The sequence below is a fragment of the Bacillus sp. FSL K6-0268 genome (assembly GCF_038005425.1).
Classification (GTDB): domain Bacteria; phylum Bacillota; class Bacilli; order Bacillales; family Bacillaceae_G; genus Bacillus_A; species Bacillus_A thuringiensis_S.
Genome location: NZ_JBBOTF010000001.1, coordinates 3,711,690 through 3,736,518 on the forward strand (window position 1 = coordinate 3,711,690; position 24,829 = coordinate 3,736,518).

A 24,829-nucleotide genomic window follows, 5' to 3' on the forward strand; every position below is an offset into this window, starting at 1 on the left:
GTGGAACACGGTAAATTAGTTAAATTTCTAGGTTTAACGTTCGATTTGTCATCAGTTATGATGGTTACTGTAGCAGCAGTTATTGTTTTCTTAATCGCTGTTATCGGAACTCGCAGCTTAGCCCTTCGCCCAACCGGGATGCAAAACTTCATGGAATGGGTGTTTGACTTCGTGAAAGGGATTATCAATAGTACGATGGACTGGAAAACAGGTGGACGTTTCTTAACGCTTGGCGTTACGCTTATCATGTTTATCATCGTATCGAACTTCCTTGGTTTACCATTCATGTATTCAGCAACTGAAGCTGGCGAACATATTGCATGGTGGAGGTCACCAACGTCTGATCCAGCAGTTACATTAACATTAGCCGTGATGGTAGTTACCCTCACCCATTATTATGGAATTAAGATGAAGGGTACGAAAGAGTATGTTAAAGGTTATTTCCAACCTATGAAATTCTTATTCCCATTAAAGGTTATTGAAGAGTTTGCTAACACATTAACGTTAGGTCTTCGTTTATTCGGTAACATTTATGCAGGTGAGATCTTATTAGGATTACTTGCTAAGTTAGGCGGGGCATCATTCCTTGGAGCATTAGGTGCGCTTGTACCGATGTTAGCATGGATGGGATTCAGTGTATTCGTTGGATCAATCCAAGCATTTATTTTCGTTATGTTAACGATGGTTTATATGGCTCATAAAGTAAGTCATGACCATTAATATAATTTAAGTAAGAAAAAATTTATTTTTTTATAATACAAAGGAGGACAAATTAAATGAGTTTAGGTGTAATCGCAGCTGCAATTGCAATTGGTTTATCAGCATTAGGTGCAGGTATTGGTAACGGTCTTATCGTATCACGTACAATCGAAGGTGTTGCTCGTCAACCAGAATTAAAAGGCGCACTTCAAACAATTATGTTCATCGGGGTTGCTTTAGTTGAGGCACTTCCAATCATCGGTGTAGTTATTGCATTCATCGTAATGAACAAATAAGGGAGACTCCCCTTACATAGATGGCGAAGAGTGTTTTTCCGAACTTTCTTCGCCATTGCTTTATGAACGAAACGTATGTCTTTTTTTTTCATATGATCAATTTAGATATTTTGAAGGGAGTGAATCCTTGTGCCAACTTTATTATTAGGAGCTGCCATTCCATTTGGAACGATTGCTTATACATTGTTCATTTTCTTAATTCTATTAGTAATGCTACGCAAATTTGCGTGGGGTCCTTTAATGGGAATTATGAAAGAACGTGAAGAGCATGTTACTAATGAAATCGACGCTGCAGAAAGAAGTAACGCTGAAGCGAAGAAGTTAGTAGAAGAACAACGTGAAATGTTAAAACAATCGCGTGTTGAAGCACAAGAGTTAATCGAAAGAGCGAAAAAACAAGCTGTAGATCAAAAAGATGTGATTGTTGCTGCTGCGAAAGAAGAAGCAGAATCAATTAAAGCATCTGCTGTACAAGAAATTCAACGCGAAAAAGAGCAAGCAATTGCTGCTTTACAAGAACAAGTCGCTTCTTTATCTGTTCAAATTGCTTCTAAAGTAATTGAAAAAGAATTAAAAGAAGAAGATCAAGTTAAGTTAATTCGCGATTATATTAAAGAAGTAGGAGAAGCGCGATGAGCAATGGGATTGTAGCAAAACGTTATGCTGTCGCTCTTTTTAAAATTGCAAAAGAAAAACACGTATTAGAAATGTTTGAAGAAGAATTACGCCTTGTACAAAACGTTTATGTAAAGAACGGGGAACTACATAGCTTTTTAACGCAACCAAACATTTCAAAAGAGCAGAAGAAAACGTTTCTTGCAAACGTATTCGGATCTGTTTCTGAATCAATTTTAAATACGTTATATATTTTAATTGATAACAAGCGTATTGATATCTTACCTGAAATTGCAGATGAATATGTTGTTCTTGCTAATGAAGAACGTAACGTAGCGGATGCAACTGTATATTCTATTCGTCTTCTATCTGAAGAAGAGAAGCTTAACATTGCAGAAGCATTTGCAAAGAGAACGGGAAAAGATGCAATTCGCGTGAAAAATGTTGTAGATGAAGATTTACTAGGCGGAATTAAAGTACGTATTGGAAATCGCATTTATGACGGAAGTTTACAAGGAAAATTAGCACGTATTCAGCGTGAATTAATGAAGAATAGATAGGGGTGAAGCACATGAGCATCAGAGCTGAAGAAATTAGCGCACTGATAAAGCAACAAATCGAGAACTATCAGTCTGAAATCGAAGTTAGTGATGTTGGTACAGTTATCCAAGTTGGTGACGGTATTGCGCGTGCTCATGGTCTTGATAACGTTATGGCTGGTGAACTTGTAGAGTTCTCTAACGGCGTTATGGGACTAGCACAAAACTTAGAGGAAAACAACGTAGGTATTATCATTTTAGGACCTTACACAGAAATCCGTGAAGGTGACGAAGTTCGTCGTACTGGTCGCATCATGCAAGTACCAGTAGGAAAAGAACTAATTGGTCGTGTTGTAAACCCATTAGGTCAACCAGTTGATGGTTTAGGCCCAATCAATACAACAAACACTCGTCCAATCGAAAGTCCAGCACCAGGTGTAATGGATCGTAAATCTGTTCATGAGCCACTTCAAACAGGTATTAAAGCGATCGATGCTCTTGTACCAATTGGCCGTGGTCAACGTGAGTTAATCATCGGTGACCGTCAAACTGGTAAAACAGCAGTTGCACTTGATACAATCATTAACCAAAAAGATGAAGATATGATTTGTATCTATGTAGCTATCGGACAAAAAGAATCAACTGTACGTAACGTAGTAGAAACACTACGTAAGCACGGTGCATTAGAGTACACAATCGTTGTAACTGCATCTGCTTCTCAACCAGCTCCATTATTATACTTAGCTCCTTATGCTGGTGTAACAATGGGTGAAGAGTTCATGTACAATGGTAAACACGTATTAGTAGTATATGATGACTTATCAAAACAAGCAGCGGCTTACCGTGAGCTGTCATTACTATTACGTCGTCCTCCAGGTCGTGAAGCTTATCCAGGGGATGTATTCTACTTACATTCTCGCTTATTAGAGCGTGCAGCAAAATTAAGTGATGCAAGAGGCGGCGGTTCTTTAACTGCACTACCTTTCATCGAAACACAAGCAGGGGACGTATCAGCTTACATCCCAACAAACGTAATTTCTATTACGGATGGACAAATCTTCTTACAATCTGACCTATTCTTCTCTGGCGTACGTCCAGCGATCGATGCGGGTACTTCTGTATCTCGTGTTGGTGGATCTGCTCAGATTAAAGCAATGAGTAAAGTATCAGGTACACTTCGTCTTGACCTTGCATCTTACCGTGAGTTAGAAGCGTTCGCTCAGTTCGGCTCTGACCTTGATAAAGCAACTCAAGCGAAACTAAACCGTGGTGCTCGTACTGTTGAGGTATTAAAACAAGGATTACACAAACCGTTACGTGTAGAGAAACAAGTTATCATTCTTTACGCTTTAACACGTGGATTCCTAGATGATATCCCAGTAGTAGATATCACTCGTTTCGAAGAAGAATTCCATGCTTGGTTAGATTCTAATGCGACTGACTTATTAGAAGAAATCCGCACAACTAAGAAACTTGCGGATGACGACAAATTTGCAGCAGCAATTAACGGATTTAAAAAAGTATTCGTAGCTTCTGAGTAATAAAAGCGGAAGCGGCTCGTTCTGAATGTGAGGGGGAAGAAGTGAAGCCACCGAACATTCAAGCCGCTGGAGCTAGATAATAATATATATAGGCATCTCAATCTTTGAGATTGCTGACGGTTATGTAAAGGAAAAGAGTAGGTGCACCTATTCTTTTCCTTCAATCATGAGCAAGAATATCTTGCAACGTAGATTAGGAAGAGGATTCTTACTAATCGTGCCAACTTCCGGAAAAAAGGTGGTGAAAACCTGTGGCATCTTTACGCGATATAAAAGCGAAGATTACCTCGACAAAGAAAACGAGTCAAATTACGAAAGCGATGGAGATGGTATCTGCATCTAAGTTAAACCGTGCAGAACAAAATGCTAAATCTTTCGTTCCGTATATGGAAAAGATTCAAGAAGTAGTAGCGAGCATTGCGCAAGGAAGTAAAGGAATTAATCATCCGATGCTAAATGCGCGTCCTGTAAAGCGTACAGGATACATCGTTATTACATCTGATCGCGGACTAGCAGGTGGTTATAACAGTAACGTATTACGTACAGTGAGTAACGTAATTCGTGAACGTCATAATATGGATTCAAACCAATATTCAATTATTGTGCTTGGACGACTAGGACGTGATTATTTAAAACGTCGCGGCTTTAACATCATTGATGAAGTAGTTGGATTATCTGACCACCCATCATTTACTGATATTAAAGATCTTGCTTCTCGAGCAATTGCGATGTTTGCAGATGGTGCTTATGATGAGCTGTATATTTACTACAACCATTACGTAAGTAAAATTTCACAAGAAGTAACGGAAAATAAAATTTTACCGCTTACTGATGTGGCGTCTGATAAACCGACGACAGCTTATGAATTCGAACCTTCTGAAGAAGAGATTTTAAAAGTACTATTGCCACAATACGCAGAAAGCTTAGTGTACGGTGCATTACTAGATGGTAAAGCAAGTGAGCACGCAGCGCGTATGACAGCAATGAAGAGTGCTACAGACAACGCAATGGAAGTTATCGATTCACTTACACTTTCATTCAACCGTGCGCGTCAGGCAGCGATTACGCAAGAAATTACGGAAATCGTTGGTGGAGCAGCAGCGTTAGAATAGTATTAAAAGCGGAAGCGGTTCGTTCAGAATGAGAGGGAGATGGAGCTTTTGACGTAGAGGCGATTTGTGCCTCGTAGGAAAAAGCGAAGCCACCGAACATTCTAACCGCCGGAGCTAGATTCAATAAAAAGCGTAGGTGACTTGCTCAGAAGGGAAGGGCATTGGAACTCCTGACAAAGAGGCGTTCTTTGCCTCGTAGGAAGGGGTGAAATGACCGACCCTTCTAGCCACCGGAGCTAGATTCAATAAAAAGCGGAAGCGGCTCTTTCAAAAGAGTCGCGTAAGCTAAACTAATAAAAAATTAAAAGCCAACTTCTCTTAGAAAGCTGGCTAATTAAAAGAAAGCTAGGAGGGAACCCGATGAATAAAGGGCGCGTTACGCAAATCATGGGTCCGGTTGTAGACGTTAAGTTTGATGGCGGAAAGCTACCAGAAATCTACAACGCCCTTACGGTAAAACAAAGCAACGAAAACGGAAGCATGAACTTAACATTTGAAGTTGCACTTCATTTAGGTGATGATACAGTTCGTACAGTTGCGATGTCTTCCACAGATGGACTTGTTCGTGGCACAGAAGTAGAAGATACTGGTAAAGCAATTTCTGTACCAGTTGGTGATGTAACACTTGGACGTGTATTCAACGTATTAGGTGATGCAATTGACTTAGATGGTGAACTTCCTGCGGATGTACACCGTGATCCAATTCACCGTCAAGCACCTGCATTCGAAGAATTATCTACTAAAGTAGAAATTCTTGAAACTGGTATTAAAGTAGTAGACTTACTTGCTCCTTACATTAAGGGTGGTAAGATCGGCCTATTCGGTGGTGCCGGTGTAGGTAAAACAGTATTAATTCAGGAATTAATTAACAACATCGCACAAGAGCACGGTGGTATCTCTGTATTCGCTGGTGTAGGTGAGCGTACTCGTGAGGGTAATGACTTATACCACGAAATGAGCGATTCTGGCGTAATCAAGAAAACTGCGATGGTATTCGGACAAATGAACGAGCCACCTGGAGCACGTCAACGTGTTGCATTAACAGGTTTAACAATGGCTGAGCATTTCCGTGATGAGCAAGGACAAGACGTACTTCTGTTCATCGATAACATCTTCCGTTTCACGCAAGCGGGTTCTGAAGTATCTGCCCTTCTTGGTCGTATGCCATCTGCGGTAGGTTACCAACCAACACTTGCAACAGAAATGGGTCAATTACAAGAGCGTATTACATCTACAAATAAAGGGTCTATCACGTCTATCCAAGCGGTATATGTACCAGCCGATGACTATACTGACCCAGCACCAGCTACAACGTTCGCTCACTTAGATGCAACAACAAACTTAGAGCGTCGTTTAACACAAATGGGTATTTACCCAGCCGTAGATCCATTAGCATCTACATCTCGTGCACTGTCTCCAGAAATCGTAGGAGAAGAACATTATGAAGTAGCTCGTCAAGTACAACAAACTTTACAACGTTATAAAGAACTTCAAGATATCATCGCTATCTTAGGTATGGATGAGTTATCTGAAGAAGATAAGTTAGTTGTACATCGTGCTCGTCGTATTCAATTCTTCTTATCTCAAAACTTCCACGTAGCTGAGCAGTTTACAGGTCAAAAAGGTTCTTACGTACCTGTAAAAAATACAGTTAGTGGTTTCAAAGAAATTCTAGAAGGAAAATATGATGACCTTCCAGAAGATGCATTCCGCTTAGTAGGTGGCATTGAAGAAGTTATTGAAAACGCGAAGAAAATGATGGCGTAAGGCCTTAGGAGGGACGAAGTATGAAGACATTTCCAGTCAGTATTGTAACTCCTGATGGACCGGTTTACGAAAAAGAAGTAGAAATGGTAAGTGTAAAAGCAGAGAGTGGGGAAATGGGGATCTTACCAGGTCACATTCCAACTGTTGCACCATTAAAAATTAGTGCAGTTCGTCTGAAAAATGGTGGACACACTGATTATGTAGCAGTAAGTGGTGGCTTTATCGAAGTTCGTCCAGATAAAGTGACTGTATTATCATCATCTGCTGAAGAAGCAAACCATATCGATATCCATCGTGCAAATGAAGCGAAGCGTCGCGCTGAGCAACGTATGCAAGATAAACAAGCACATGTTGACTTTAAACGTGCAGAAATGGCCTTGCAACGTGCCGTGAACCGTTTAAACGTTTCTGATATGAAGTAAAAAAAATCCGTAAGGGCCCTTGCCTTTACGGATTTTTTTGTCTATTTTATGGATAATTTTACAAAACTGGTATAATTATATTGATGCTTGTATAAGTAGAAGTGTACAACAATTTATATTTTATGAAGGGGATGAATCAATGATTGGTGAAATGAAACGAGAAGCATTGTACTCTTTAAAGGGAAAATGGGGACTAGGTGTTGGGTCAACAATTTTATATTTTATTTTAAGTTATGTCGTTTCGATGGCTGCAATGCTTATACTATTAATTCCAGGAATTATTATATTTCTCTCAGTTGTAAGTTTAACTGGATCATTTAAAGAGGAAACGATGTCAATTGGAGCAGGTATTACCTTTGGGATTTTTTATTGCATTATGATAATTTTGAGTAACGCATCGTATGGGATTACATCATATGGTTATACAAATGTATTTTTACAGATTAGTAAACGAGAAGATGCTAAAGTAGATCACTTATTTGAAGGATTTCGCGGTTTTAAAAGAATGATGAAAACAATGTGGGCAATGCTTGCAATTTTGTTATATACAGGTACATGGATTCCGATGCTGTTAATAGGCTTATTTGCATTGTTAGGTGAAGAAGGGAATACGTCATTTGCAATAGCTTTCTTCGTGCTATTAGCGATTTCAATTGTTGGTATGATTGTGATGTATTTTTCTTATGCGCTGACGTACTATGTAATGATTGAAAATCCAGAATATAGTGTTTCGCAGGCGATGAAGGAATGTAAGAATCTTATGAAGGGGCATAAGTTAGATTTGTTTCTTTTATGGCTGAGCTTCATAGGATGGGCTATTTTAGCGCTTCTTACTTTTGGAATAGGCTTTCTTTGGCTTAGTCCGTATATGAGTACAACGACAGCACACTTTTATCGCTACATCTCAAAAGGTGAATTGCAATAGAAACATGCTATACTAATAGAATTATTGTGTATAGGAGGCTAAATATGATTAGTGATCTAAAAGGAGAAGCACTAGATTCATTAGAAGGGAAATGGGGATTAGCAGTCGGAGCCACATTACTTATTTCTGTTATAATGATCACTTTTAACTTTATTGTTGATTTTTCGTTTACACAAATTTTGGGTTGGGAAGATATGAAAAACTCCATGATAGTAGATATTATTACAACTTTTATGGTAGGTCCATTAACGTTAGGTGGCTATTATTTAGCGCTACATATAATTCGAGAAAAAGACGCGCGTATTGGGCATATATTTAGATGGTTTACAGTAGGAAGTAAGTTTATAAAGTCATTTTTATTATATATAGTAGTGAACATTTATATTTTCTTATGGTTTTTACTATTTATTATTCCAGGCATCATTAAATCATTCTCTTATGCGATGACGTACTTTATAATAAATGATCATCCTGAGTATTCCATAAATCAAGCTATTACAGAAAGCCGTCGTATGATGGATGGGCATAAGATGGAGTATTTCATTTTATGTTTAAGTTTTATCGGTTGGTTTATATTGAGTTGTATTACGTTAGGGATTGGATTCTTATGGTTAATTCCATATTTCTACACAACATCTGCGGCTTTTTACGAAGAAATCGCAGAAGAATATTATGAGAAAAAAATTTAGCACTATAAAACCCCCAGTATGAATTATTTGTTCATACTGGGGGTTTTTTGTAGAAACTTTATAAATTGATTACTAGTAAGTGGTTTACTGAAATAGTAACCTTGCATATATTTACAGTTATGTTTTTGCAGAAACTTAAGCTGTTTTTCGGTTTCAATTCCTTCGGCAACGACTGAAAGATTTAAAGTATTTGCGAGGGAAAGGATTGTAGAAACGATGGCTCGTTCTTCAGGACGATGATCGGCTAATTGTGTGAATTCTCTCGGTACTTTTAATGTGTCGATTGGAAAAATTGATAAATAAGCAAGAGAAGAATACCCAGTACCGAAGTCATCAATGGAAGTTTGGATACCGTATTCTTTTAATTGCTTCAGTCTTAATAACGTTTCTTTCTCGTCAATCATTGCAATTCTTTCTGTTAACTCAAGTGTGACATATTTTGGGTCGACGCTTACGTTGTTTAATATTTGTGAAATGTTTTCGATTAATTGATCTTGCCGGAACTCTTTTGCGGATAAATTAACACTTATTTTTAAATTTTGGTAGCCAAGGATATGCCATATTTTTAATTGGAGACAAGCTTCTTGTAATACCCAATGTCCAAGTGGGACTACTTGTGGCGTCTCTTCTACAATTGGAATAAACTCACATGGTGAAATATCACCTAATAGTGGGTGTTTCCAACGTATTAAAGCTTCAGCGCCGATGATTTTATTTGTTGTCGTATCAATTTGTGGTTGATAGACGAGATGAAATTCTTTGTTTACTAAAGCAATTGGCAGATCTTTTTCAATTCGAGCTTTTCGTTCCATTTTTTTATATAGTTCTTTCGTGTAAAGAGAGCTACCGTTTTTTCCTTTATTTTTTGCTTCGTACATGGCCATATCAGCATGCTGCAAAATGGATAGCGGATCTTCACCTGCTTCAGGATATATTGCAATTCCGATACTCGGTGAGATTTGTAAATGTTGATTTTCGATTTCAAATGGCTCATTCATGGCCGCTACAATTATATCAGCCATTTTTTGGACATCTGGCTTTTTTTTGTAATTTTCGATAAGGATTGTGAACTCATCTCCAGCTAGCCGCGCGAGTTTCATATTTGATGTTGATATTCTTTCGAGCCTTTTTGCTACTGCGATGAGCAATAGGTCTCCTACTCGATGACCGAGGGTATCATTAATAACTTTAAAACGGTCTAGGTCGAGAAACATAACAGCAAAAGGCTTTTTCGATATTTTTGCTCGTGCAATTGCCTGTTCCAAATGTTGATGAAATGCACGACGATTTGCAAGCTCTGTTAAAGTATCATGGTATGCTAGAAAATTAATCTGTTCTTGCTGTTGTTTGCTTTCCGTAATATCTTTAATCATTAAATAAACCCCAGAAATTTTCTCTTTTAAAAAGATCGGTACGGCGGTAACGTGCAAGTAGTAAATATCTCTGTTTTTATGATACGCCCGTATTTCTAAAGAGATAGAATGTCCCTTTTTTACACGATGAAAGGAATTAATCATTTCTTCTAAATCTTCTTCGTATATGAGTGAATAGTAAGGCTGGTTTAATAATTCATTCGTTTGATAACCGAGTAAAGTAGTACCAGCGTTATTTACTTTGAGAAAATTGCCGTATAAATCTAATGTGAAGATTGGATCTGGATGATGCTCGTATAAAGATTTAAACATTTGTTGATTATGATAGAGTTCATTTTTCTGTTCTACTAAATCTTCTGTACGTAGTTTAATTTGTTTCTCGAGTTCTGAGTTGAATTGCATTTGAGCTAGCAATAATATTTTATTTTGTTTTCGAACTAAACTATGACGTATGAGAACGAAAGAGAAAGTTATTATAAGACCAATTACTATAATAGGCCCAAAGACGTATTCAACTAATATAAAAAGAATAAGTGTTATTACTGAAATATAAGGCAATGATAATCGGATTGATTCACCAATTTTAGGTGTTAGTAGTACTTGCTCTTGTTTTTCAGGTTCTTTTGTATGGAGAATACAGGCGATTGCTACTAGTACTAAGGTTACTTGATAGAAAGGAGTAACTGTAAACATAGAATACTCTGGTATGAAGTATTTTATATAAGCATAAATCGCATCTGTAGTAGCATATAAAATTAAAGCACTGCTAAGAAGCGCACCAACCTTTTTAGGTAATAAGGATAGTGGTTTGAATAAAAGATTGATTCCTATTAAGAGAAAGAGTAAATCAACCATTGGATAGGTAAGTTGAACAAATATGTCGATATAGGATGTTGTAAAAACGTGAATGGTTCGTTCAATAAGTAAGTAGTAACTTAAAGTAAATTGGGCTGTAACGATAATACAAATATCACATAGCATAAAAAGTTTTTCTAATAAATCTCGGTTATAAATGATTTCGTATAGAAAGGCAAATGCAAAAGTAACTAAAAAAAGTAAGTAAAAAAGGTCAGATGGATCAACGAACGTATAGAAGTCCTTTACAATTAAACGCTGATAGGCAACGACTATATCACCGATAAAATAAGAGAGAGCTCCAACAGATAATATAATCCAAAATAAACGAGATAGCCCTTCTTTCATGTTTGAAAAGTAAAGTATATAACTACAAGCGATAATATCAATTAATAGGGTACTCATTCCGATTAATAGCTGAAAAGGAAATGAATATTCATATAGAAAAGGCATCGCTACGTAGTGAATCGTTATAGACAGCAATACAATGCTTATAAGAATACTTACATGTGTTTGTTTTTTCATTTATATCACCTACGGTTTCTTGAAAAGCGTATATAAGTTTTATATTTATTTTGCACAGTTATAGCGAGTTGTAAAAATAGATTTTAATAATTCTTGTTTCTGTCTCCCAACATATCGACATAGGAATTTGAAGTTTGCTATAATGATTAGAATAGTTGCATTATTTAGAAAAATTTAAAAATAATAATTACTGCAACTAGGACATATTGTTTACTATGTGAACTTGTTCTTAATTTAGGGGGGAGGGTTTCACAATGGCAAGTGTATATGAAAATAGTTATATGATCGTTTTGATTTTCTTGCTATTAGGTATATTGCTGCCGGTAGTGGCTCTTACATTAGGAAGGATGCTGCGCCCAAATAAGCCAAGTGCAGCAAAGGCGACGACGTATGAGAGTGGAATTGAGCCGTTTCATGATGCAAATATTCGGTTTCATGCTCGTTATTATATTTTCGCTTTATTGTTTGTGATCTTTGATGTAGAAACTTTATTTTTATATCCTTGGGCTGTTGCGTATGACAAGCTAGGTTTATTTGCATTAATTGAAATGCTCATCTTTGTTGTAATGTTGCTAGTTGGATTAGCGTATGCTTGGAAAAAGAAGGTGTTACAATGGTTATAAATTTTGAGGAATTACATCCAAATGAGCGAGCAGAATTAGAACGAAATATCTTTTTTTCTACATTGGAGCAGTTGAAAGGATGGGCGAGGAGCAATTCTTTATGGCCGATGACATTCGGACTGGCGTGCTGTGCAATTGAAATGATGGGAGTAGGCTCATCACATTACGATTTAGATCGATTTGGGTCATTTTTTCGGACTTCACCAAGACAATCGGACGTCATGATTGTATCGGGAACAGTAACGAAGAAGATGGCTCCTATTGTTCGGCGCTTATATGATCAAATGCCCGAACCGAAATGGGTTATTGCGATGGGATCTTGTGCGACAGCAGGTGGTCCGTATGTAAATTCATATGCTGTTGTGAAAGGTGTAGACCAAATCGTACCAGTTGATGTGTATATTCCTGGTTGTCCCCCAAATCCGGCTGCTTTAATTTATGGAATTAATAAATTAAAAGAAAAAATTCGTTACGAAGCAAAGACCGGGAAGCAGGTGACGAATAAATGAGTAATCCAAACAAAGACTTAGAGGATCTGAAAAAAGAAGCAGCTAGGCGTGCAAAAGAAGAAGCGAGAAAACGCCTTGTAGCGAAACACGAGGCGGAAATAAGTGAGCTTGAGGCAGAAAATCAAGAAAAAGAGAAAGCGCTACCAAAAAATAATGATATTACTATAGAAGAAGCAAAACGACGTGCAGCAGCGGCAGCAAAAGCAAAAGCGGCGGCGTTAGCGAAGCAGAAAAGAGAAGGAACAGAAGAAGTAACGGAAGAAGAAAAAGCAAAGGCAAAGGCAGCGGTAGCAGCGGCAGCAAAAGCAAAAGCGGCGGCGTTAGCGAAGCAGAAAAGAGAAGGAACAGAAGAGGTAACGGAAGAAGAAAAAGCGAAGGCAAAGGCGGTGGCAGCAAAAGCAAAAGCGGCGGCGTTAGCGAAGCAGAAAAGAGAAGGAACAGAAGAAGTAACGGAAGAAGAAAAAGCGAAAGCAAAGGCAAAGGCAAAGGCAGCGGCAGCAGCAAAAGCAAAAGCGGCGGCGTTAGCGAAGCAGAAAAGAGAAGGAACAGAAGAGGTAACGGAAGAAGAAAAAGCGAAAGCAAAGGCAAAGGCAGCGGCAGCAGCAAAAGCAAAAGCGGCGGCGTTAGCGAAGCAGAAAAGAGAAGGAACAGAAGAAGTAACGGAAGAAGAAAAAGCGAAAGCAAAGGCAAAGGCGGTGGCAGCAGCCAAGGCAAAAGCGGCAGCATTAGCGAAGCAGAAAGCTTCGCAAGGTGATGGGGATTCGGGAGATGAAAAGGCAAAGGCAATTGCAGCAGCAAAAGCGAAAGCAGCAGCGGCTGCAAGAGCGAAGACAAAGGGAGCTGAAGGTAAGAAAGAGGATGAGCCGAAGCGGGAAGAAACGTCCGTAAATCAGCCGTATTTAAATCAGTATGTTGAGGTTATTAGGGAGAAGGTAGGAGAGGGTGCATTAGTAGATTCCTACATTAATAAACTGTCAAAGGATGTGCCGACTCTTGTGGTGGATCCCGAAAAATATTATGAAGTGATGGAGTCACTGCGATTCCATGAAGGACTTGCTTTTGATTATATGTCAGAGCTACATGCGACGGATTTTGTGACACATATGGAAGTATATGTTCATTTGTTTTCATATGGTAAGAAACAATCGGTAGCGGTGAAGGTAAAGCTAGACCGGGAAGAACCGCAAGTTGAATCTGTGACAGCGCTTTGGAAAGGGGCTGACTGGCCGGAGCGAGAAGCATACGATTTGCTCGGCATTGTATTTAAAGGGCATCCGAATTTAACGCGTATTTTAATGCCAGATGATTGGGTAGGACATCCGCTTAGAAAAGACTATGAACCGTATGATGTGGAGGTGTAGCTATGATCCGTACGGAAGAGATGCTTTTGAATGTAGGACCTCAGCATCCGAGTACACATGGTGTGTTCAGGCTCGTAATTAAGATTGACGGGGAAATTATTAGAGAAGCTACACCGGTTATTGGGTATTTGCATCGCGGGACGGAAAAAATCGCTGAGAGCTTACAGTATACGCAAATTATCCCTTATACAGATCGAATGGACTATTTATCAGCCATGACGAATAATTACGTCATTTGCCATGCTGTAGAGACGATGATGGGACTTGAAATTCCGGAGCGTGCCGAATACTTGCGAGTACTTGCGATGGAGCTAGGGAGAATTGCAAGCCATCTCGTTTGGTGGGGGACGAATCTTCTTGATATAGGAGCGGTCAGCCCGTTTTTGTACGCGTTTCGTGAACGAGAGATGATTATAAATTTATTAAATGAATTATGCGGGGCACGGCTTACTTTTAACTATATGAGAGTTGGCGGTGTGAAGTGGGATGCGCCAGATGGTTGGATTGAAAAGGTGGAAGAGTTTGTTCCGTATATGAGAGAGCAATTGGCAGGTTATCATGATCTTGTTAGCGGTAATGAGATTTTCTTAAATCGTGTGAAAGGCGTTGGTATATATAGCGCGGAAGAAGCGATCTCGTATTCTTTAAGCGGAGCAAATTTGCGGTGCACTGGAGTAAACTGGGATCTTCGCAAAGACGAGCCGTATTCGATTTATGATCGTTTTGATTTTGATATTCCTGTTGGAAGCGTGGGAGATGCTTGGGATCGCTACGTTTGCCGAATGCAAGAAATCGAGGAGTCTTTAAAGATTGTTGAGCAAGCAGTTCAGCAGTTCCCAAAAGATGGAGCAGTGCTGGCAAAAGTACCGAAAATTATTAAGGCACCTAAGGGAGAAGCGTTTGTACGTATCGAATCGCCGCGCGGAGAGATTGGTTGTTACATCGCTAGTGACGGAAAGAAAGAGCCGTACCGTTTGAAGTTTCGTAGGCCATCTTTTTATAACTTGCAAATTTTACCGAAGTTATTGAAAGGTGAAAACATCGCTAATTTAATTACGATTTTAGGTGGAGTTGATATTGTACTTGGGGAGGTTGATGGCTAATGATTGAGACGCTCTTACAATCACCTTCAAGCTGGACGAATTTCTTCATTTTTTTCGGATTAGCGGTGCTTCTACTATTTGCAGTCCTTGGCTTCGTTACATATGGAATTTTGGCAGAACGGAAAGTGATGGGATTTATGCAAGGGCGGATTGGACCAAACCAGGTTGGAGGCCGATTCGGTTTACTGCAAACGGTAGCTGATGTTTTAAAACTATTATTGAAAGAAGATAGTATTCCGAAAGCAGCAGATAAACCACTGTTTATATTAGCACCTGTCATTGCATTTGCGCCAGCATTTATGGTGCTGGCAGTTATACCGTTCACTGATAAATTTCAATTTGCCGATATTGGAGTCGGGCTACTTTATTATATCGCTGTTTCCGGTATTACGACGATAGGTGTTGTAACTGGGGGATGGGCATCGAATAATAAATATTCCCTTTTAGGAGGGATGCGTGCGGCGGCGCAAATGATTTCTTATGAGATTCCGCTCGTAATGAGTGTAATTGGTATCGTGTTGTTGGCTGGTAGCCTGAATTTAAATGAGATTGTAGCGGCGCAGGAGAAGGTTTGGTACATTTTCGTGCAGCCAATTGGCTTCGTCGTTTTCTTAATTGCAGCAGTTGCAGAGTTAAATCGGACGCCATTCGATTTGCCAGAAGCGGAGTCAGAACTTGTTTCTGGATATCATACGGAATACTCAGGTTTTCGCTGGGCGTTTTTCATGCTTTCAGAGTACGTATATTTCTTCGGGATGGCATCGTTAATTACAGTGCTCTTTTTAGGCGGATGGAATCCAGTCATGTTTCTTGGATTTATCCCAGGTGCCGTATGGTTTGCTTTGAAATTTAGCAGTGTAGTCTTTCTATTAATTTGGTTCCGCGTTACGTTCCCGCGTATAAGAGGTGACCAGTTAATGGAGTTTGGATGGAAAGTATTATTGCCGATTGCACTTGCAAATATTTTCTTAACGGCATTGATTAAGGAGTTATTCTTCTAATCTATGAGGGGGGTGCCAGTAAGAGATGAAGGGACTATTTAAAGGATTAAAATATACACTAAGTAATTTGAGCAAGAAGAAGGTAACGTATGATTATCCAAATCAACCGTTGCCGTTGCCAGACCGTTTTCGGGGGATTCAAAAATTCTATCCGGAGAAATGTATTGTTTGTAATCAATGCTCTAACATTTGTCCGACAGACTGTATTCAGTTAACAGGAAAGAAACATCCGGATCCTACGAAAAAAGGAAAAATTATCGACACGTATGATATTAATTTTGAAATTTGTATTCTTTGTGATTTATGTACAGAAGTTTGTCCGACAGAGGCGATTGTCATGACAAATAACTTTGAGCTCGCGGAATATTCACGTGATGACTTATTTAAAAATTTGCAGTGGCTTGACGAAAACGACGAAAACGTCAGGAAGGAGAATAAGGCATGAATGGCGAGTTTGTAGCATTCTTTATACTATCCTTGTCTGCAATTATCGGCGGTGTTCTTATGTTGAACTTAACGAAAGTTATGCACATGATGCTAGCTCTCGTTCTAACATTTCTCAGCATTGCAGGTTTGTATTTTCTTTTATCAGCCGAATTTATAGGCGTTGCACAAATTTTACTTTACTCTGGTGCAATCACAATTATTATGATTTTCGGCATTATGTTAACGAAACATAACGCGGAAAATGAATCGCGTCTTACTCTTCGAAAATGGATTATCTTCTTTGCGGTTGTAGCATTTGGAGCGGTTATGTATTTCGCTGTTAATAATATTGATTTTGCAAATGAGAGCACACAAGGAAGTTTACCTCTCCATGAAAACAACACACTTCAAATCGGTACGCTTCTCTATTCAAAATATATTATCCCATTTGAACTAACTTCAGTTATTTTACTTGTAGCACTCGTTGGCGCGATTATACTTGCGAAAAAGGACGAGAAAGAGGAGGATTCCAATGAGTAGCGTTCCGGCTTCTGCATATTTAACACTTGCGATTATTTTGTTTTGCATAGGCCTATTTGGAGCTTTAACAAAGCGGAATACAGTAATCGTATTAGTTTGTATCGAATTAATGCTAAATGCTGCCAATTTAAACTTAGTGGCGTTTAGTAAATTAGGCTTATTTCCGAATTTAACAGGTCAAATTTTCTCACTGTTTACGATGGCTGTAGCGGCAGCGGAAGCGGCGGTAGGACTCGCTATTTTAATTGCTTTATATCGTAATCGTACGACAGTTCAGGTGGATGAAATGGATACGCTCAAAGGATAGCATTGTGACCGAAAAAGGGGGAAGGAAACAATGATCGATTATGCATGGCTCATACCGCTTTTCCCACTCGTTTCGTTTTTGTTACTTATTATATTCGGGAAGAAAATTAGAGAAGGAAGCAGTGTGCTTAGTATTTTTTTCGTCTTTCTCTCCTTTATACTTGCGGTACTTGTGTTAATAGAAAGATTTTCAGAAGCAAGCGTGAAGCATAAGTGGGTGTGGCTTAGAGCTGGAGATGTGGATATATCATTTGGCTTTGAAGTGACTGCATTAGGAGCTTTAATGTTGTTTATCGTTACGCTTGTGAGTCTGCTTGTACATGTGTATTCGAAAGGTTATATGAAAGGTGATGAACGATTACCAACCTTTTACGCATATTTAGGACTCTTTACATTTGCGATGTTAGGGCTTGTTATATCAACGAATTTATTACAGCTTTATATATTTTGGGAATTAGTTGGCCTTGGCTCATTTTTACTTATCGGTTTTTATTTCTTTAAAGAAGAAGCGAAGGCTGCTGCAAAAAAGGCTTTTATTATGACCCGTATTGGGGATGTTGGTTTATTTATCGGGATGATTTTAATTTTTTGGTACGCAGGTAGTTTTGAATATGACGCAATATTTAGGGCGATTTATACAGGGGATCTACCTCCTTACATGATTACAATAACGGCGATATTAATTTTTATCGGGGCGATGGGGAAATCAGGTCAGTTCCCGCTTCACACGTGGTTGCCAGATGCAATGGAGGGGCCAACGCCCGTGTCGGCACTTATTCACGCGGCGACGATGGTTGCAGCGGGCGTATATTTAGTAGCGACGATGTTTCCATTATTTTCGGCAAGTGCGGTAGCGATGCAGACAGTGGCAATTGTCGGAGCTTTCACTGCAATCTTTGCGGCCTCTATCGGCCTTGTACAAACAGATATAAAGAGAGTACTTGCTTATTCTACAGTTAGCCAGCTCGGGTATATGATGCTCGCGTTAGGTTCTGCTGGTTATGTAGCTGGTATATTCCATTTGACGACACATGCTTTTTTTAAAGCACTACTATTTTTGGCAGCAGGAAGTGTAATTCATGCCGTGCATACGCAAAACATTAACAAAATGGGCGGTTTACAGAAGAAGATGAAAGTAACTGGTACGCTATTTTTGATAGGTACACTTGCAATTAGTGGGGTTCCACTCCTTTCTGGGTTCTTTAGTAAAGATGAAATTTTGGCTGCGACTTGGATGAATGGTAATTACTTTTTATTCGTATTAGCAGTACTTGCGGCATTCTTAACGGCATTTTACATGTTTCGTCTATACTTCCTTGTCTTTACTGGGGAAGCGAAGACGAAGGAAGATGTGCATGAGTCGCCCCGCATTATGACGTATCCAATGATTGTTCTCGGCGTTCTCGCAGTAGTGGCAGGATATATAAATACACCATGGTTTGGGACGTTTCTCGGAGATTGGTTGACGAAAGATGTAGGGTTTAAGGTTGAAGAAGCGCATGGACCAGTTTGGATTATGATTGTTGCGACGCTCGTTTCATTTGCGGGAATCGCTCTTGCATATTTCATATATGGCAAGAAATCAATTTCTAGAGAGTGGGCTGGGGGTACGGGAACCTCGCTTTATAATCTTTTGAAAGAAAAATATTATGTGGATGAACTATACAACATGACGGTGATCCCTATTACGAAAGGAATCGCTCGTGTGCTTCGCTTATTTGAAGTGTATGTAGTCGAAGGAATTGCAGTTTTAATTGCAAGTATAGTTAAAGGCACAAGTAACCTTGGCTCGAAACTTCAAAACGGGAATGTACAAGTGTACGGTACTGTAACGGCGGTTTCGCTCGCTGTACTCGTCATTATTTTGCTCTATACGGGAGGGGATTTACGATGAATGATTTGTTGTTAACGTTCTTCATTTTTTCCCCGCTTTTAGGAATTTTATTGCTTGTATTAACACCGAAAAAGGAATTGCGTACAGTGCGGGCGCTTGGCTTATTTGGGACGGCACTTCCATTTGGAATCGCCATCGTCCTCGCTTGTACATATGCTTCTGGAAAGAGCTTGTCACTATTTGATGAAAAGGTGAAATGGATTAAGTTCGGAGATTTTACAGCGGTGGATAAAAGGTGGTTTTCTATTTATTACGAGCTCGGTATTGATGGTTTGTCGCTTGTCATGATGGTACTGACGGCTCTTCTAGCGATGCTTGCAGCAATTGCAGCCTTTTCTATTAAAAGCAATTTAAAAGCATTTTATATGCTGTTACTCATGTTAGAAATAGGGATGCTCGGCGTCTTTGCTGCTCAAAATTTAATGTTGTTTTTTATCTTCTTTGAAATTACGTTGCCACCCATGTTCTTATTAATTGGGAAGTGGGGAAAATTGTCGAGTGAAAAGGCTGCTTATAGTTATTTAATATATAACGGTATTGGCTCAGCTATTTTGCTCATTGTTTTCTCAATTTTGTTCGCGAAAACAGGTACAACAAATATTGTGGAGCTGAAAGAGATATTAAGAAGCGTAAGCGCAGGGGGAGAACTCGTCATCCCAAGTAGCTTGCAGCTTGGTGTATTTATTGCCATAATGATTGCCTTTGCAATTAAACTACCTGTTTTTCCGTTGCACCGCTGGATGGTCAATGTACACATAGAAGCGCATCCAGCTGTAGTTATGCTTCATGCGGGTGTTTTGTTAAAGATTGGAGCGTACGGTATTATTCGCTTCGGGAAAGGGTTATTCCCGGAATATTTTCACGATGTTGCAACGCTAATTGCGATATTAGGCGTAATTAATTTATTATACGGTGCCTTTTTAGCGCTCATCCAAACGGACTTTAGGAAAGTACTCGCTTACTCTAGTATTTCGCATATGGGAATTGTATTAATGGGACTTGCGTCACTTAATGCACCTGGTACACAAGGAGCGCTATTCCAAGTTGTATCACATGGTTTAATTGCAGCCTTGCTCTTCTTCTTGCTAGGTGTTATAGAACAACGATTTGGAACTTCGGATATTACGGTGCTAGGCGGACTTGCGAAAAGTGTACCGATACTTAGCGGATTCTTTTTAGCAGGAGGAATGGCATCACTTGGATTACCAGGGATGTCTGGGTTTGTTAGTGAATTTCTTGCCTTTCTCGGTTTATTTCAAGGAGAGCCCGTCATTGCTGCAGTCGGTGTGATTGGCATCATTTTAACCGCTGTATACGTATTAAGAGCGACACTTCAAGTGACATTTGGAAAGAAAGAATGGGAAGCAAAATCTGATATACACGGATGGGAGTATGTCCCTGTTTTACTACTTATCTTTTGTATTATTGCAATTGGGGTTATGCCAGAGATACTAGGGGATCCGCTTCAAAATACATTGAAAACATTGGGGGTGAAGTAGGATGGATATGAATACGTTACTTAGCTTATCGTGGCATCTAATGGTGCCAGAATTCATTATTCTCGGGGCCGCCATCCTTCTTTCCATATGTGATTTGTTTTTTAAGCTGAACCATAGATATGTAGCTCTTGGTGCGATCGCTGCCATCGTATTAGCAATTGTTTCATTAATTACGCTATATAGCGAACCAGCTGGAGATATTTTAAATGGATCGTTTGTGTTAGATGGATTTTCAAAAGGGTTTAAAACGTTGTTATTAGGCGCCTCAGCTCTCATTTTATGCATCGCAATGAGCGATGATAAGAAGAATCCGATTGAAGATAAGGGCGAATATTATTACTTATTTTTAATGGCACTCCTTGGCGCGATGTTCATGGCTTCTAGTGTTGACTTTATCACCCTTTTCGTTGGTTTAGAGTTACTTTCACTTTCTTCTTATATTTTAGTCGGAATACGAAAAAAGAACCGTGCATCAAATGAAGCGGCAATGAAATATGTCATTAGCGGAGGAATTGGAACGGCGATCACGCTCTTCGGAATGAGTTATTTATACGGTATTACAGGTTCAACTAACATTGTAGATATGCAAAAGGTACTCACTGGGGAGCTCGCTAGTGGTATTCAGTTATTGCTAGCTCTCGCATTTCTTATATTGCTAGTCGGTCTCTCATTTAAAATTGCCACAGTGCCGTTTCATATGTGGGCACCTGATGTGTATGAAGGAGCGACTACACCTGTTACCGCTTTTCTTGGAACGATTTCTAAAATTGCTGGGTTCCTACTCATTATTCGTTTGTTCCTTATGGTTTTTGCAAGTGTATTAATACAAGGAGATATGCAATCTTTATATGGGCATATGAGTATATATATTGCGGTGCTAGCAAGTATAACGATGATTGTTGGGAATGTAGTCGCGTTAAAACAATACAACATAAAACGTTTATTTGCTTATTCAGGTATTGCGCATGCTGGGTATTTGCTCGTTCCACTTGTGGCATTATCACCATTTACGCTGGATAGCATGTGGTTTTATATGCTGGCATACATGCTTATGAATATAGGCGCGTTTGCCATTATCCACGGCTTAATCTTACAAAACGATAAGGAAAACATAACGATTTTCACCGGATTATATAAGAAATCACCATTTGCAGCGATCATGATGACAATCTTTATTTTATCGCTGGCCGGGATACCAGGGACGGCTGGCTTCATTGGAAAGATTAACATCTTTTTAGGCGCGCTTCATGTAGAGCCAGCACATTACGTACTAGCTTCGATTATGATGGGTACGACAGTTGTTTCATTCGTATATTATTTCCGTATTTTACAACAAATGTTTTTCCGCACCGGAGAGACAGAAGAGAGGATACGGTTACCGTTAAATATAAAGGTTGTTATGAGTCTTTGTGCAATTTCGATTGTAATACTAGGGATTATGCCGATGATTGGGTACAATTTCTTTTATGAATATTTTCCATTAATGAAAGATTTCTTCTTCTTAGGGAACGTGGTACAATAGTGAAAATAAAAGGTGTGGAGTCAGTACTCTGCGCTTTTTATTTTGTGTTAACTTGTAATGTAGATATACGTTTTTTGAAAGAAAATCACGATGTAAAATGTAAGATGTCTATTTGCATTTGAAAAAGTGTGGCTCCTACTTATTATGGTATCGTTTTTATATTCTTTCATAAGTAGTAGCTGAGTAAAAAGGGGTCGATTTTTTGGCACAACTTTTAGGGCAACAAGCACTGATTGCCATTGTTTCGCATTTATTGTTTATTACCATTACGTGGTGGGCTTTGCAAGGCATTCACATTGAGCGTTTAATGAAGTCCGGAAAAGTGCTGCAGACGCGAGTATTACTCATCTTAATTACAATTGCAATTGGGACATCTGTAAGTAACTTTTTCCTTGATTATTTAGGCTATTCGAAGAGTTTAACGTATTTAGTAAAGTAAGTGTATAGAACCTCAAATCTCCGTTAACAATGGGGATAGGAGGGGATGAAATTGAAGCTTAAAGCCATTCTTATTGTTGCACTTAGTGTTGTTTTATTTTTGGTTGGATATAGAGAGATGAAACCGATAAGCGATGAACAGAAAATGGAGAGCATGATTAAGGCTTTAGAGAAAAATGATGCTAAAGTAGAAAAATGGTCATGGTTAGCTAGAGAAACAAAAACAATTTCTAATATACATACGTTTCAAAAGTTGTTAAACGATGTGAAGGACAAGGCAAATATTCAAAAGTGGGAAGTAGAGCAATCTCCAGATGGATATAAAGCTACATCCTATAAAAAGTTTGCTTCTCATGAAGAACGAGTAGTAGTAACTTGGAGTAAAGAAAATACTAAAGAAAACACTTTCATTATCTTTGAAGTAAGTGGGGCGAAATGGGACCCGAAGTATGTTCAAAAAGTGGATAAAATTTTTAGTGAAAAACCTATAATTTACACTTGTGTTCAAGGTGTACTGAATGATAAGATTGAAGGTGTTTTGCAAAATAAAACCAATCAGGTTTTGAAAGATCTTTCAGCAAGAGCGATCGAACAAGTAGAAGAAAGAGCATTTGTGTCAGTCTCCGCATACAATAAAAAGTGGGATGACGCTCTTTCAACAAATAGAGAGAAAATAAATGTGCAAATAGCAATACGTTCTACAGACAACAAAGATACAATTGTGGTTGGCACACCGATCATAACTTCTGAGTATTGAGTGAATAGATACTGAAAAAAGGACACGGAGGGGAATAATTTGGAAAAGATCATCGTCCGTGGCGGAAAGCGGTTAAACGGCACAGTGCGTGTTGAGGGCGCAAAAAATGCTGTATTACCTATAATCGCTGCAGCCCTATTAGCGAGTGATGGAAAGAATGTACTATCTGAAGTACCAGTTTTGTCTGATGTATACACAATTAATGAGGTATTACGTCATTTAAATGCTGAAGTCGTATTTGAAAATAATCAAGTAACAATCGATTCTTCTAAAGAACTAAACATTGAAGCACCATTTGAATATGTACGTAAAATGCGTGCATCTGTTCAAGTAATGGGACCATTATTAGCACGTAATGGTCGTGCTCGTATTGCACTTCCTGGTGGATGTGCAATCGGTTCACGTCCAATTGACCAACATTTAAAAGGCTTCGAAGCAATGGGAGCAAAAGTACAGGTTGGTAACGGTTTTGTTGAGGCATATGTTGAGGGAGAACTAAAAGGAGCTAAAATCTACTTAGACTTCCCAAGCGTAGGCGCGACAGAAAACATTATGTCTGCAGCTACATTAGCAAAAGGGACAACAATTCTTGAAAACGCAGCGAAAGAACCAGAAATCGTTGACTTAGCTAACTTCTTAAATGCAATGGGAGCGAAAGTACGCGGAGCTGGAACTGGAACGATTCGTATCGAAGGCGTTGATAAATTATATGGTGCAAACCACTCTATTATTCCTGACCGTATTGAAGCGGGAACATTCATGGTTGCAGCAGCAATTACTGGTGGAGACATCTTAATTGAAAATGCTGTACCTGAACATTTACGCTCAATTACAGCGAAAATGGAAGAAATGGGTGTTAAAATTATTGAGGAAAACGAAGGTGTACGTGTTATCGGCCCAGATAAGTTAAAAGCGGTTGATATTAAAACTATGCCTCACCCAGGTTTCCCAACAGACATGCAATCACAAATGATGGCATTATTACTACAAGCTGATGGAACAAGCATGATTACAGAAACGGTATTCGAAAACCGCTTTATGCACGTTGAAGAATTCCGTCGTATGAATGCTGATATTAAAATTGAAGGTCGTTCTGTTATTATGAACGGTCCAAACAGCTTACAAGGTGCTGAAGTAGGCGCAACTGATTTACGTGCTGCAGCTGCATTAATCTTAGCTGGTTTAGTATCAGAAGGTTATACTCGTGTAACTGAGTTAAAACATCTTGACCGTGGTTATGTAGATTTCCATAAGAAATTAGCTGCATTAGGTGCAACTATTGAACGTGTAAACGAAAAAGTAGAAGAAGTGAAAGAACAAGAAGTTTCTGATCTTCACGCTTAATTGAAATAGTCTCTATGTCTTTTGACATAGGGGCTATTTTTTTTTGGGTTATTACTGTTATAGTCAATAAATTCTATACTTATGCACGTACCAGTAAAAATATTTAGAAAATTTCCGTTTTATGCTCTTCCTCCTTAAGTATGTTCTA

The 24,829-nt window shown here is 38.9% G+C and carries 25 protein-coding genes; 24 read left to right on the plus strand and 1 reads right to left on the minus strand.

Annotation, left to right across the window (positions count from 1 at the left end; translation table 11 throughout):
- The 10 genes from atpB to MHI28_RS19105 all read left to right on the plus strand — a co-directional run bounded on the left by atpB (nucleotide 1) and on the right by MHI28_RS19105 (nucleotide 8,605).
- A complete protein-coding gene (gene atpB / locus MHI28_RS19060; RefSeq protein WP_000399879.1) occupies nucleotides 1–720 on the plus strand; it encodes a F0F1 ATP synthase subunit A in 720 nt (239 codons plus the stop codon).
- A 56-nt stretch (nucleotides 721–776) separates the two neighbouring features.
- Nucleotides 777–995, plus strand: coding sequence for a F0F1 ATP synthase subunit C (atpE, locus tag MHI28_RS19065; RefSeq protein ID WP_000052064.1), 219 nt, complete (start codon nucleotides 777–779; stop codon nucleotides 993–995).
- A gap of 129 nt (nucleotides 996–1,124) precedes the next feature.
- On the plus strand, nucleotides 1,125–1,631 hold the full coding sequence (gene atpF, locus MHI28_RS19070; RefSeq protein ID WP_001142615.1) for a F0F1 ATP synthase subunit B: 507 nt from the start codon (nucleotides 1,125–1,127) through the stop codon (nucleotides 1,629–1,631).
- Nucleotides 1,628–2,170 carry a F0F1 ATP synthase subunit delta gene (gene atpH / locus MHI28_RS19075; RefSeq protein ID WP_000064682.1) on the plus strand — a complete coding sequence of 181 codons (543 nt, stop codon included), beginning with the start codon at nucleotides 1,628–1,630 and terminating at the stop codon, nucleotides 2,168–2,170. Before atpF ends, atpH begins: the two co-directional genes overlap by 4 nt.
- A gap of 11 nt (nucleotides 2,171–2,181) precedes the next feature.
- Nucleotides 2,182–3,690, plus strand: a complete 1,509-nt coding sequence (gene atpA, locus MHI28_RS19080; protein WP_000027521.1) for a F0F1 ATP synthase subunit alpha — start codon at nucleotides 2,182–2,184, stop codon at nucleotides 3,688–3,690.
- 251 nt (nucleotides 3,691–3,941) lie between these two features.
- Nucleotides 3,942–4,802 carry a F0F1 ATP synthase subunit gamma gene (gene atpG / locus MHI28_RS19085; protein WP_000157703.1) on the plus strand — a complete coding sequence of 287 codons (861 nt, stop codon included), beginning with the start codon at nucleotides 3,942–3,944 and terminating at the stop codon, nucleotides 4,800–4,802.
- A gap of 360 nt (nucleotides 4,803–5,162) precedes the next feature.
- Nucleotides 5,163–6,569 (plus strand): F0F1 ATP synthase subunit beta, encoded by a 1,407-nt coding sequence (gene atpD / locus MHI28_RS19090; protein ID WP_001032597.1) that lies wholly within the window; start codon nucleotides 5,163–5,165, stop codon nucleotides 6,567–6,569.
- 20 nt (nucleotides 6,570–6,589) lie between these two features.
- A complete protein-coding gene (atpC, locus tag MHI28_RS19095) occupies nucleotides 6,590–6,991 on the plus strand; it encodes a F0F1 ATP synthase subunit epsilon (RefSeq protein ID WP_000847214.1) in 402 nt (133 codons plus the stop codon).
- A 139-nt stretch (nucleotides 6,992–7,130) separates the two neighbouring features.
- Nucleotides 7,131–7,916 (plus strand): DUF975 family protein, encoded by a 786-nt coding sequence (locus MHI28_RS19100; RefSeq protein ID WP_000578835.1) that lies wholly within the window; start codon nucleotides 7,131–7,133, stop codon nucleotides 7,914–7,916.
- Nucleotides 7,917–7,960: 44 nt separating this feature from the next.
- Nucleotides 7,961–8,605, plus strand: a complete 645-nt coding sequence (locus tag MHI28_RS19105; protein ID WP_000622479.1) for a DUF975 family protein — start codon at nucleotides 7,961–7,963, stop codon at nucleotides 8,603–8,605.
- Between the two features lie 23 nt (nucleotides 8,606–8,628).
- On the opposite strand, the gene MHI28_RS19110 is transcribed toward MHI28_RS19105, so the two are convergent.
- Complete coding sequence (locus MHI28_RS19110) at nucleotides 8,629–11,358, minus strand: putative bifunctional diguanylate cyclase/phosphodiesterase (protein WP_000744996.1); 2,730 nt, start codon at nucleotides 11,356–11,358, stop codon at nucleotides 8,629–8,631.
- Between the two features lie 254 nt (nucleotides 11,359–11,612).
- Here MHI28_RS19110 and nuoA point away from each other — a divergent pair, with 254 nt between their 5' ends.
- From nuoA to murA, 14 genes are all read left to right on the plus strand, one after another.
- Nucleotides 11,613–11,981 (plus strand): NADH-quinone oxidoreductase subunit NuoA, encoded by a 369-nt coding sequence (nuoA, locus tag MHI28_RS19115; protein ID WP_000179273.1) that lies wholly within the window; start codon nucleotides 11,613–11,615, stop codon nucleotides 11,979–11,981.
- Nucleotides 11,972–12,490 carry an NADH-quinone oxidoreductase subunit NuoB gene (gene nuoB, locus MHI28_RS19120; protein WP_000236331.1) on the plus strand — a complete coding sequence of 173 codons (519 nt, stop codon included), beginning with the start codon at nucleotides 11,972–11,974 and terminating at the stop codon, nucleotides 12,488–12,490. The genes nuoA and nuoB overlap by 10 nt, the downstream gene beginning before the upstream one ends.
- Nucleotides 12,487–13,851: an NADH-quinone oxidoreductase subunit C gene (locus MHI28_RS19125; RefSeq protein ID WP_340828175.1), complete on the plus strand. Its 1,365-nt coding sequence runs from the start codon at nucleotides 12,487–12,489 to the stop codon at nucleotides 13,849–13,851. The genes nuoB and MHI28_RS19125 overlap by 4 nt, the downstream gene beginning before the upstream one ends.
- A 2-nt stretch (nucleotides 13,852–13,853) precedes the next feature.
- Nucleotides 13,854–14,954: an NADH-quinone oxidoreductase subunit NuoD gene (nuoD, locus tag MHI28_RS19130; RefSeq protein WP_000621463.1), complete on the plus strand. Its 1,101-nt coding sequence runs from the start codon at nucleotides 13,854–13,856 to the stop codon at nucleotides 14,952–14,954.
- Nucleotides 14,954–15,955, plus strand: coding sequence for an NADH-quinone oxidoreductase subunit NuoH (gene nuoH / locus MHI28_RS19135; protein ID WP_000573426.1), 1,002 nt, complete (start codon nucleotides 14,954–14,956; stop codon nucleotides 15,953–15,955). Before nuoD ends, nuoH begins: the two co-directional genes overlap by 1 nt.
- 25 nt (nucleotides 15,956–15,980) lie before the next feature.
- A complete protein-coding gene (gene nuoI, locus MHI28_RS19140) occupies nucleotides 15,981–16,400 on the plus strand; it encodes an NADH-quinone oxidoreductase subunit NuoI (protein WP_000677191.1) in 420 nt (139 codons plus the stop codon).
- On the plus strand, nucleotides 16,397–16,921 hold the full coding sequence (locus MHI28_RS19145) for an NADH-quinone oxidoreductase subunit J (RefSeq protein WP_001012810.1): 525 nt from the start codon (nucleotides 16,397–16,399) through the stop codon (nucleotides 16,919–16,921). The genes nuoI and MHI28_RS19145 overlap by 4 nt, the downstream gene beginning before the upstream one ends.
- On the plus strand, nucleotides 16,914–17,228 hold the full coding sequence (nuoK, locus tag MHI28_RS19150) for an NADH-quinone oxidoreductase subunit NuoK (protein ID WP_000100079.1): 315 nt from the start codon (nucleotides 16,914–16,916) through the stop codon (nucleotides 17,226–17,228). Before MHI28_RS19145 ends, nuoK begins: the two co-directional genes overlap by 8 nt.
- A 30-nt stretch (nucleotides 17,229–17,258) precedes the next feature.
- A complete protein-coding gene (nuoL, locus tag MHI28_RS19155) occupies nucleotides 17,259–19,121 on the plus strand; it encodes an NADH-quinone oxidoreductase subunit L (RefSeq protein WP_000568216.1) in 1,863 nt (620 codons plus the stop codon).
- Nucleotides 19,118–20,620, plus strand: coding sequence for an NADH-quinone oxidoreductase subunit M (locus MHI28_RS19160; protein ID WP_000998944.1), 1,503 nt, complete (start codon nucleotides 19,118–19,120; stop codon nucleotides 20,618–20,620). Before nuoL ends, MHI28_RS19160 begins: the two co-directional genes overlap by 4 nt.
- A 7-nt stretch (nucleotides 20,621–20,627) precedes the next feature.
- Complete coding sequence (gene nuoN / locus MHI28_RS19165) at nucleotides 20,628–22,142, plus strand: NADH-quinone oxidoreductase subunit NuoN (protein ID WP_002162965.1); 1,515 nt, start codon at nucleotides 20,628–20,630, stop codon at nucleotides 22,140–22,142.
- 202 nt (nucleotides 22,143–22,344) lie between these two features.
- On the plus strand, nucleotides 22,345–22,581 hold the full coding sequence (locus MHI28_RS19170) for a DUF1146 family protein (RefSeq protein ID WP_000057889.1): 237 nt from the start codon (nucleotides 22,345–22,347) through the stop codon (nucleotides 22,579–22,581).
- 51 nt (nucleotides 22,582–22,632) lie between these two features.
- Nucleotides 22,633–23,337, plus strand: coding sequence for a YwmB family TATA-box binding protein (locus tag MHI28_RS19175; protein ID WP_000767912.1), 705 nt, complete (start codon nucleotides 22,633–22,635; stop codon nucleotides 23,335–23,337).
- A 39-nt stretch (nucleotides 23,338–23,376) separates the two neighbouring features.
- Entirely contained in the window at nucleotides 23,377–24,681 is a 1,305-nt protein-coding gene (gene murA / locus MHI28_RS19180; protein ID WP_000411275.1) for a UDP-N-acetylglucosamine 1-carboxyvinyltransferase, read from the plus strand.
- The last annotated feature ends 148 nt before the right edge of the window (nucleotides 24,682–24,829 follow it).